At 49.0% G+C, this 2,613-nt stretch carries 3 protein-coding genes; 1 reads left to right on the top strand and 2 read right to left on the bottom strand.

Annotated features, from left to right (window positions below; genetic code table 11):
• Together WA429_RS20945 and WA429_RS20940 are read right to left on the bottom strand one after the other, a co-directional pair.
• Positions 1-583 (bottom strand): replication protein RepA (locus tag WA429_RS20945; RefSeq protein ID WP_336107869.1); only part of this gene is annotated, 583 nt, incomplete at its 3' end.
• Between the two features lie 20 nt (positions 584-603).
• Positions 604-873: a hypothetical protein gene (locus WA429_RS20940; protein WP_336107868.1), complete on the bottom strand. Its 270-nt coding sequence runs from the start codon at positions 871-873 to the stop codon at positions 604-606.
• Positions 874-1,440: 567 nt separating this feature from the next.
• Here WA429_RS20940 and WA429_RS20935 point away from each other — a divergent pair.
• Entirely contained in the window at positions 1,441-2,610 is a 1,170-nt protein-coding gene (locus tag WA429_RS20935; protein WP_336107867.1) for a UvrD-helicase domain-containing protein, read from the top strand.
• Positions 2,611-2,613 lie beyond the last annotated feature (3 nt).

Raw genomic sequence — 2,613 nt, 5'->3', positions numbered from 1 at the left:
AGATCGTCTCCTCATCATCATCCCCAAACAAGCTGCCCCGCTTTGCACGCATCCTCATGGTGCAACGAGCGCACAAGAAGCGAACCAACTCCTCTTTGGTTGCCGTAATCGAACCACGCTTTCCACCTGTTACGCCAACGCCGGCATTGGTAAGCCATTGCGTTATGCCGCCGAACTCTACGCTACGATCGTCCAGTGAGCGACGCGGATCATGGATCTGGTCAGCAATGTACATGGCAATCAAGCGTGCTTTTGGTCCGTAAGGGATCCCAGAGCGAAACTCTTGTTGGTTCTCATCCATATGGAAATCAGAACCGGTGATGCTCAAGGTAAAATCACCATCGGATTTGGACCAGATTGGTGACTTGCTGCCAGCGTTGGTGTTTTTTATGGGGTTGCGAAGGGGTAGGCCAACAGAACAAAAACCGCGGTGCAAGAAGGTGATATCTTTGCCTTCGTCCTGAACTGCCCCATGTGCGATGAGGGCATCTTTCTCACGTTCAGGATGCATCGAAACATAGTTCTTCAAACCGAATAGTTCGATTTGTTCGTGAATAGTCACCTCATCGTTTGGACCACTCATCTTTCAATTCCCAGTTTTTTTCAATCCCAACAGGCACCCCTATAGGAAGCATAGGATAAAGCTACAGGAAAAGCCTTATTTATGCGTTTTGCTTTTTTCAGCGTGAAAAACCCAAGGTCGTTGCTATTTTCAGCGCGGGTTTTGCTTTTTTCTGCGTAAGCGTTGTTTTTTTCTGCGTAGAGCTGTTCCGTAGGCTGAGTTTTGCTTTTTTCAGCGTAGCGCCAACATAACAAACCGCAGAAAACCGCGATTGAACCAGATGGCTTGATGCTCTCCTTTGCTTTTTTCATTGTGGATAACAGTTTGGGCGACCTCAAAATCTGTGGATTGTTTTGCTCGCGGGTCTTTGTGCTGTGGATAAGTCGTTGTTTTTTTCAGCGTAAGAGTCGGGGCGAATCGAACAAATCTCCACTTTGCTTTTTTCAGCGTGGATTTTGCTTTTTTCTGCGTAGAGCAGAGATTGGTCACTATGTAGAGAGCCAATGGGCCGAAAAGTGGCGGATTTCTTGGGATGCATTGGTACCTGGAGCGCAGGAAAAAAGATCCAGAGCCAATCAAGACACAGAAAGTGACGTTGTTACGCTGAAAAACGCAAAGCTCCTACGCTGATTTTTACAAAGCGCATCCAGAGCAAAGCTAGGTGGGTCGCGGGTTTACGCTGATTTTTACAACGGAATGCCATCGACCGCGATTTACGCTGATTTTTGCAAAAAGTGACACGAAGGGCATTCTACGATCAGGGACATACACCCTTCCGAAACAAGCAAAGTGCCGGTTCGATGCAAAATTTGTCACCAAAACGCATTTTCGTTCTTTCGCTGTCTGGCATTAAGGATGCCAAACCATGAGAGCGATAGATGAAAGACACTGAAGAACAAAAATTGGCGAGCAAGCTTGCCGCAGAGCATCACAGTGTCAGGGTAAACGCGGCAGCTGGCGCGGGAAAATCATACCTTTTGAAGCGCATAGCAAAATCCCAGCATGCTCGCTTCCTGTACCTGACCTTCAGTAGACAACTGGCGGCAGAAGCGAAGGCGTCGTTTCCCACGAACGCAGAATGCATGACTGCTCATGGCTTCGCGTTTAGGAGGCTGGACGGGCAAACTAAACTGGTGAACAAGTTAAACCGCAAAATGACAGGTGAACTGGGCGCCGATCTGCTTGGCTTAGAAGGCGGGACCAACGAGAAAGAACAGGTTATTGCCACGCTGGTTGCGGCCATTGAGAAGTATGCGATGTCAGCGGATGAAAGAATTCAGGCTCACCATTTGCCGGAAGCCGATCTTACAACACCCGTGATTGAGCGCTATCTCGGGTACGCCCGTGATCTGTGGGCACTCATGTCATCAAGAACGAACTCAATCCCGATCACTCATGACATGTATTTGAAGTTGTTTCAGCTTCGCCAAGAAGATCTCCACGTTCAATATGACTGCATACTGGCAGACGAGGGACAGGACTTCAGTCCCGTGATGTTGGAGATCATTAAACAAAGTCAGTGTAAGAGGGTGATTGTAGGGGACCGACATCAACAGATTTACGCATTCAGAGGGTCGGTTAACGCCCTGGATGCATTCCCAGATTCTGCAGATGCAGTCTTAAGCCAGTCTTTCCGCTACGGTGAACAAGTGGCCGAATTCGCGAATATTGTCTTAGGGTTCAAGCGTAACCCGCCAAGCTTCACGATACGGGGGACCCCATCGCGAAAGTCTGTCGCTGTCGTAGGTAATCCGCTCGATCTTCCCTTCGAAGAAGGGCAGCACGCCTTAATCGCGCGAACGAATGCAGCCCTCTTTGAAGCGGCGATGTATATCACCGCGCTGATGCCGGACCTGAAACTGAGCTTCGAAAGTGGATTAGAACGGTTTCTCAGGCCAATCGAGCAGTGCTTCCACTTGTGGTCAGAGAATGTTGACGCAATCACGGACTATCCATTTGTTCGTTATAAATCCTCGACCGCATCCACAAAACAAACGATATTGCCGGACAGGCCGTTATCCGTGCCCAGGAAACATCCCAGACGATGAACA

Origin of the sequence: Thalassospira sp. CH_XMU1420-2 (genome assembly GCF_037029325.1) — a bacterium.
GTDB lineage: Bacteria > Pseudomonadota > Alphaproteobacteria > Rhodospirillales > Thalassospiraceae > Thalassospira > Thalassospira povalilytica.
This window is presented reverse-complemented; position numbering and strand designations above follow the sequence as displayed.